Source organism: Ruegeria sp. CH10 (genome assembly GCF_056537125.1).
This window is the reverse complement of record NZ_JBQFQY010000002.1, coordinates 758,075-764,511: the sequence shown is the minus strand read 5'-3', so window position 1 is coordinate 764,511 and position 6,437 is coordinate 758,075. Positions and strand designations below refer to the sequence as shown.

The 6,437-nt window shown below is 59.8% G+C and carries 7 protein-coding genes; 5 read left to right on the top strand and 2 right to left on the bottom strand.

What is annotated here, in order from left to right:
* Nucleotides 1-145 precede the first annotated feature (145 nt).
* Both ACRZ94_RS10140 and rpe read right to left on the bottom strand, forming a co-directional pair.
* Nucleotides 146-487, bottom strand: coding sequence for a RidA family protein (locus tag ACRZ94_RS10140; protein WP_480652865.1), 342 nt, complete (start codon nucleotides 485-487; stop codon nucleotides 146-148).
* Nucleotides 488-804: 317 nt separating this feature from the next.
* Nucleotides 805-1,494, bottom strand: coding sequence for a ribulose-phosphate 3-epimerase (gene rpe, locus ACRZ94_RS10135; RefSeq protein ID WP_480652863.1), 690 nt, complete (start codon nucleotides 1,492-1,494; stop codon nucleotides 805-807).
* 163 nt (nucleotides 1,495-1,657) lie between these two features.
* On the opposite strand from rpe, the gene phnC reads away from it, so the two are divergent.
* From phnC to ACRZ94_RS10110, 5 genes are all read left to right on the top strand, one after another.
* Nucleotides 1,658-2,479, top strand: coding sequence for a phosphonate ABC transporter ATP-binding protein (gene phnC / locus ACRZ94_RS10130; protein WP_480652860.1), 822 nt, complete (start codon nucleotides 1,658-1,660; stop codon nucleotides 2,477-2,479).
* 63 nt (nucleotides 2,480-2,542) lie between these two features.
* On the top strand, nucleotides 2,543-3,445 hold the full coding sequence (gene phnD, locus ACRZ94_RS10125; RefSeq protein ID WP_480797255.1) for a phosphonate ABC transporter substrate-binding protein: 903 nt from the start codon (nucleotides 2,543-2,545) through the stop codon (nucleotides 3,443-3,445).
* A gap of 67 nt (nucleotides 3,446-3,512) precedes the next feature.
* The gene (phnE, locus tag ACRZ94_RS10120) at nucleotides 3,513-4,394 is read left to right on the top strand and encodes a phosphonate ABC transporter, permease protein PhnE (protein ID WP_480652856.1); all 882 of its coding nucleotides are present in this window, start codon (nucleotides 3,513-3,515) and stop codon (nucleotides 4,392-4,394) included.
* Nucleotides 4,391-5,758, top strand: coding sequence for a phosphonate ABC transporter, permease protein PhnE (gene phnE, locus ACRZ94_RS10115; protein ID WP_480652854.1), 1,368 nt, complete (start codon nucleotides 4,391-4,393; stop codon nucleotides 5,756-5,758). The genes phnE (ACRZ94_RS10120) and phnE (ACRZ94_RS10115) overlap by 4 nt, the downstream gene beginning before the upstream one ends.
* A 16-nt stretch (nucleotides 5,759-5,774) precedes the next feature.
* On the top strand, nucleotides 5,775-6,389 hold the full coding sequence (locus tag ACRZ94_RS10110; RefSeq protein ID WP_480797254.1) for an LbetaH domain-containing protein: 615 nt from the start codon (nucleotides 5,775-5,777) through the stop codon (nucleotides 6,387-6,389).
* Nucleotides 6,390-6,437 lie beyond the last annotated feature (48 nt).

Below are 6,437 nucleotides of genomic sequence, written 5' to 3'. Positions count from 1 at the left end.
TCGAGTAAGGCGCGAGGGTGCGGAGATTATTCGTCGAATAATCTCGGACCCAACCGTTGACTCAAAGAAGGCCGTCCCAAACAGGGGCGGCCTTTTTCGTGCAGGTGTTCGTGGCATCAAAGCATTGCGGCGAGGAATGTAGCGACTAGTCGTACGCAGCATCCACGATAAACTCTACTTTCAGCTCGGGGCGGGCCAATTTGGCTTCACCACACGCGCGTGCCGGCGTGTGTCCAGCAGGAACCCACGCATTCCATACTTCGTTCAATCCGGCAAAATCGCTCATATCAGCCAGCCAGATCGTTACGCGCAGCATTTTTTCGCGTGAAGAACCGGCTTTTTCCAGCAGAGTATCGATTTTCTCCAGGCAAATCCGAACCTGTTCTTGGATCGTTTCGCCTTCGGCGACCTGTCCTGTAAGATAGGCAACGCCGTTGTGCTTGACGATCTTGGACGACCGCTCGCCTGTTTCGATGCGTTCAATCATTGGATATACTCTTCGTTGGTAGGTTAGGCGCTTGTTCATGGTCACAAGAGGCCGAACTTGGCAAATGTATTCTATTTGACTGGATTTCAGCAAAACTGAATTGACGATTCTCTATCATGACCGCAAACCACGTTGCATGCGGTTGGAGACATCAGCCAAACCGCACGACCTATTCGCAGTGTTGCCCTTTGGTATGACGCGTCTGGCCATGTTCTCTGCTGATCGAACAGAGACCGCCATGCCCAATTCGTATGCGTATGGCTCTAACAAAAATGGCGGGGAGTCCCCGCCATCCAAGTTTACTCAAGTCCATTGTTTCAGGACAACGCGCCCTCTGCCGCTGCACGAACAGCCCGGATGTTGTTGCCGTAGACGTCCGGGTTCTCGACGGACCCACCTTTGAACACAGCCGACCCTGCGACCAGAACGTCGGCACCTGCCGCTGCAACCAAGGGCGCTGTTTGCGGATCAACGCCGCCGTCAATCTCGATATGCACCGGGCGATCGCCGATCATCTGGCGCAGCTTGCGGACCTTGTCGGTCAGGTCGATGAATTTCTGCCCTCCAAAGCCGGGGTTCACGGTCATCACGCAGACCAGATCGGCCAGGTCCAGCAGATGTTCAACCGCCTCGGCCGGGGTGCCGGGGTTCAGGGCAACACCCGCCTTCATCCCGGCGGCGCGAATGGCTTGCAGGGTGCGGTGGGTGTGGGGTCCGGCCTCGATATGGGCGGTCAGGATGTCGGCCCCTGCATCAGCGTAGGCCTGAATGTAGGGATCGACCGGAGTGATCATCAGGTGCACATCCATCACCGTATTGACATGCGGGCGGAACGCTTTGACGGCGGGGGGGCCAAAGGTCAGGTTCGGGACGAAATGGCCGTCCATTACGTCCACATGGACCCAATCGGCGCCCTGGGCTTCGATGGCCTGAATCTCGGCTCCGAAATTGGCGAAATCGGCGGACAGGATCGACGGGGCGATCTTGATGGTGCGGTCAAAGCTCATGGCGGCCTCATGTCAGCAGAAGAGTCGCCGTCGCGTATACCGCCGCCGCCCCGCAAAGGGTAGCCCCCCGGCGTCGGGCGCCGTTACAAAACTTTCACGGCACTTACACAAAGCTGTTGAACGCTGTCTGTAGCTGACCGCCAACATGAATTGGGGGTGGCACGTGCTGCGTATCGAAAAACTGACCAAGCGCTTTGGCGACAATATTGCCGTGGACCGGGCCACGCTGGATGTGGACAAGCCCTGCATGATCGGGATCATTGGCCGCTCGGGCGCGGGCAAGTCGACCCTGCTGCGGATGATCAACCGTCTGACCGATGCCAGCGAAGGCGAGATTCTGTTCCACGGCAAGGATGTCACCAGGCTGAAAGGCCGGGACAAACGCGCCTGGCAGGCCGATTGCGCCATGATCTTTCAGCAGTTCAATCTGGTACCGCGCATGGATGTGGTATCGAACGTGCTGCACGGCACGCTGAACCGCCATTCGACACTGGCCACCATGTTCAACCTGTTCCCGATGGACGAAATTCACCGTGCCATCGACATTCTGGACCGTCTGGGCATTGCCGAACATGCCCCCAAACGGGCCGAGGCCCTGTCGGGCGGACAGCAGCAGCGGGTCGCCATCGCGCGGGCGCTGATGCAGGATCCCAGCATCATTCTGGCGGATGAACCCATCGCCTCGCTTGACCCGATGAACGCTCAGGTCGTGATGCAGGCCCTGCGCCGTATCCACGAAGAGGATGGCCGAACGGTCATTGCAAACCTGCACACGCTGGACACCGCGCGTCGCTATTGCGACCGCGTGGTCGGTATGCGCGATGGCCGCATCATGTTCGACGGCCTGCCCGAGCAACTGACCACCGGTGTCGCGCGTGAGATCTATGGCGCCGATGACAGCTTCTCGGAAGAGGCGACCTCGACCGAGATCGAGACGCTGGATGCCACCCAGAAAGCCCTGATGGAAGCCGAAGCGACCATCTAGGCCCACCCCCCCTTTCATCGACCGGCCGATGAAAGGCCGGTGCATCAAACTGGAGAGAGACAGATGAAAAAACTTATGGCTGCCCTTGTTGCGACCACTGCCATGGCTGCACCTGCAATGGCTCAGGACATCACCGAGCTGCGCATCGGCATTCTGGGCGGCGAGAACGCTCAGGACCGTCTGAACAACAACGAGTGCCTGCGCGTTTACACCGAAGAGGCACTGGGCGTTCCGGCCAAGCTGTTTGCCCCTGCCGACTATAACGGTGTGATTCAGGGCCTGCTGGGCGGCACCATCGACGTGGCCTGGCTGGGCGCGTCGGGCTACGCAAAAACCTACCTGTCCGACCCCGAAGCGGTTGAGCCGGTTCTGGTCAAGGTCAACACCGATGGCGGCTACGGCTATCACTCGATCGGATTTGCCCGCAAGGACAGCGGCATCACCTCGCTGGAAGACATGAAGGGCAAAGCCTTTGGTTTTGGCGATCCGAACTCGACCTCGGGCTACCTGATCCCGTCGATCGAGATCCCTGCGGCCACCGGCGCGACCATGGAATCGGGCGACTTTTTCGGTGAAGTGAAATTCACCGGCGGTCACGAGCAGACCATCGTTGCCGTGAACAACGGTGACGTTGACGGCGGTGTAACCTGGGCCGACGGTCTGGGCGAATGGGAAGACGGCTATCAGTCGGGCGCCCTGCGCCGCGCCGTGGACGCGGGTCTGGTCGACATGAACGATCTGGTCCAGATCTGGAAATCCGAGCCGATCCCGGAAGGCCCCGTTGTTGTCCGCAAGGCACTGCCTGCCGACGTCAAAGCCAAAGTGACCGAGCTGTGGGACACGCTGTCGGAAAAAGACCGCGATTGTTTCTACGGTGTGGCAGCGGGCGAAGCCAAGAGCTTTGATCCGATCACCCATGACGCCTACAAAATCATCATCGAAGCACGCAAGCTGAAGTCCAACTAAGCCTGCATATCCAATACGCGGGGTCCGGCGCACAGCTGGGCCCCGTTTTTCCACTCAGGAGCATTCCATGACAGACCTGACTGCTGGGTCCCCGACCGTCGATCAGATCCGCGACGACTATACCGCGATGGCGCGACGCAAGAGGGTCTATGGTGGTATCCTTCTGATCCTGTTCGTGGCCATGATGGCCGCAGGGTTCCGAACAGCCGACAGCCGCAACGCCGGCAGTTTCATCGACGGCTGGCACCGGATTCTGGACTACCCGGCCGAGGTTCTGTCCGAGGCTTGGGAAAAAATCGCCGAGATGCCCGCCAATCTGGTCGAGTTCTTTCCGGCGCTGGTGGAAACCCTGAACATCGCCGCCGCCTCGACCCTTTTGGGCACGATCCTGGGTACGTTTCTGGCGCTGATGTCGACCCGGGGCATGGCCTATTGGCCGTCGATGATCCCGCTGTTCCGGCGGATTTCGGACGTGTTCCGGGCAATTCCTGAGATCGTCATCGCGCTGGTTTTGATCTTTGTTCTGGGCGGTGGCCCGGTGCCTGCGATGATCGCCATCGCCATCCATACGGCTGGCGCGCTGGGCAAACTGTTTTCCGAGGTGAACGAAAACGCCTCGCTCAAACCGGTTGAGGGGTTGGCCTCGGTCGGGGCAAACTGGTCTCAGCGCATGTATCTGGGGGTGATCCCGCAGGTCGGGCCGAACTATGTCAGCTATGCCCTGCTGCGGTTCGAGATCAACATCCGCGCCTCGGCCATTCTGGGCTTCGTCGGCGCAGGCGGTCTGGGGTACGAATTGCGCAACGCCATGTCCTGGGGGCAGGGGCGTTATGATGAGGCCGCGGCCATTTTCATCCTTCTTTTCGTTACTATCGTCGTCGTGGACCAGATCTCTGGCTACCTGCGCGACCGTCTGGCCCACGGGTCGGAAAAAGGAGCCTCGGCATGAGCACCTTCGCAACCAATCTGACCGTCGATCAGCTCAAGTCCGAGGCAGATCACCTGTTCAGCCGCAAACGCCTTGTGAATTTCAGCCTGCCCGCGCTGGTGCTGGTCTATCTGGCCTATGTGTTCGTTGCCTTCGACGTGTCGGGTCTGGCCGCGCGAGCGAATTGGGAAAACGGCAAGACGCTTGTCTCGGACAGCTACAGCTACAAAACGCATGTCGAACGTGACAACCGGTCCGGCGAAATCACAGCGGCAATTGAGGGCGAGCGCAAGGGTGCTTATCCCGAAGGCACGGCCCCTGATTGGGTCACACTGGGCGAAACCACCGTGATCGATCTTGAGGACGGCCATGTCGTGCGCTTTGGTCCCGAGACGGTGGAATATGACATCCCCGGCTATGGCACTGTCCGCGCGACTCCGAGCCGTTCAGCTGGTGTGCAGGCGGAACTGCCTGCGGGCGACGTGCCGGATTGGATCAACCTGTCGAAAAACCGTCTGGCGATCAAAACCGATGCGGGCCGTCTGACCGTGACCCGCAACCGTTCCGAAGTGTTCCGGTATTTCACCGGGTGGGAGCTGTTCTTCTTCACCCTCGACAGCCCGTATTACGGCAAATCCTTCCCGCAGCTTGTCGGTCTGGCCGCAAATGGTGAGACAGGCGCGATCCTGAACGATTTTTGGACCAACAAGATGTGGCGGCATCAGGATGTGGCCTGGGCCATTTTCGAGACCATCCTGATGGCCTTCCTGGGCACTCTGGGTGCGGCGATGGTGGCCTTGCCGATGGCCTTTCTGGCGACGCGCAATTTCAACCCGCTGCGTTCGGTGCGCTTTGCCACCCGCCGTGTATTTGACTTTGTGCGCGGTGTGGATGCGCTGATCTGGACCGTGGTTCTGGCTCGCGCCTTTGGCCCCGGCCCGCTGACCGGTGCGCTGGCCATTCTGGTGACGGATACCGGCACGTTCGGCAAAATCTTCTCTGAAGCGCTGGAGAATGTGGACAACAAGCAGATCGAAGGCGTCCAATCCACCGGGGCCAACGCGCCGCAACGCTATCGCTTTGGTGTGATCCCGCAGGTGACGCCGGTGCTGCTGAGCCAGTTGCTGTACTTCCTCGAATCCAACACCCGCAGCGCCACGGTGATTGGCGCGATCACGGGCGGCGGGATCGGTCTGTTGCTGACGCAGGCGATCATCACGCAGAAAGACTGGGAAGAGGTGGCTTACTACATCGTCCTGATCATCCTGATGGTGATGCTGATGGATTGGTTCTCGGGCTGGCTGCGCAAGCGCCTGATTCAGGGCGAGGCCGGGGCCAAGCGCAAACCGCGCCGGGCCAAAGCCAAGCTGCAGTCGCAGGGTTGAGTTGGGATCACAGACGATGGCACGCCTGCGCCCGGATCACCCGTTCATTCACCCTGATTGCAAGGTCACGAACAGCAGTTTCGGGGAATATGTCGAGATCGGCGCAGGCAGCCGCATCGCCAATTCCGAGTGGGGGGATTACTCCTATTGCGACCGGACCTGCGATGTCGCCAATGCCCGGATCGGCAAATTCGCCAATATCGCCAGCTTCACGCGGATAGGTGCGACGGATCATCCGATGGAGAAAGCGTCGCAGCACCATTTCCTGTACCGCTCGGCAGATTACTGGGATGATGCTGAGGATGACCCGGAATGGTTCGCCCTCCGCGCCAGCCGGGTCGCCGTGATCGGCCACGATACATGGATCGGACACGCAGCGATCATCAAGCCTGAGGTCACAATTGGCCATGGTGCTGTGGTGGCTTCGGGCGCGGTGGTGACCAAGGATGTCGATCCCTACACGATTGTTGGTGGGGTAACTGCCAAACCGATCCGCCGCCGGTTTCCCTTGCACATTTCGGATCGAATGCTGGCCATGGCGTGGTGGGATTGGGATAATGCACGCCTGCGCGCGGCACTTCCGGATTTCCGCACCCTCAGCGCCGAAGCCTTTCTGGAAAAATACGAATAGTACCTTTGTGCCCTGTCCCGAAGGGCTCCCGCACCCGCAGGACCATCG

Coding starts and splice junctions, on each gene's coding strand:
- ACRZ94_RS10140 (WP_480652865.1), bottom strand. CDS start 487: ATGATTGAACGCATCGAAACAGGCGAGCGGTCGTCCAAGATCGTCAAG.
- rpe (WP_480652863.1), bottom strand. CDS start 1,494: ATGAGCTTTGACCGCACCATCAAGATCGCCCCGTCGATCCTGTCCGCC.
- phnD (WP_480797255.1), top strand. CDS start 2,543: ATGAAAAAACTTATGGCTGCCCTTGTTGCGACCACTGCCATGGCTGCA.
- phnE (WP_480652856.1), top strand. CDS start 3,513: ATGACAGACCTGACTGCTGGGTCCCCGACCGTCGATCAGATCCGCGAC.
- phnE (WP_480652854.1), top strand. CDS start 4,391: ATGAGCACCTTCGCAACCAATCTGACCGTCGATCAGCTCAAGTCCGAG.
- ACRZ94_RS10110 (WP_480797254.1), top strand. CDS start 5,775: ATGGCACGCCTGCGCCCGGATCACCCGTTCATTCACCCTGATTGCAAG.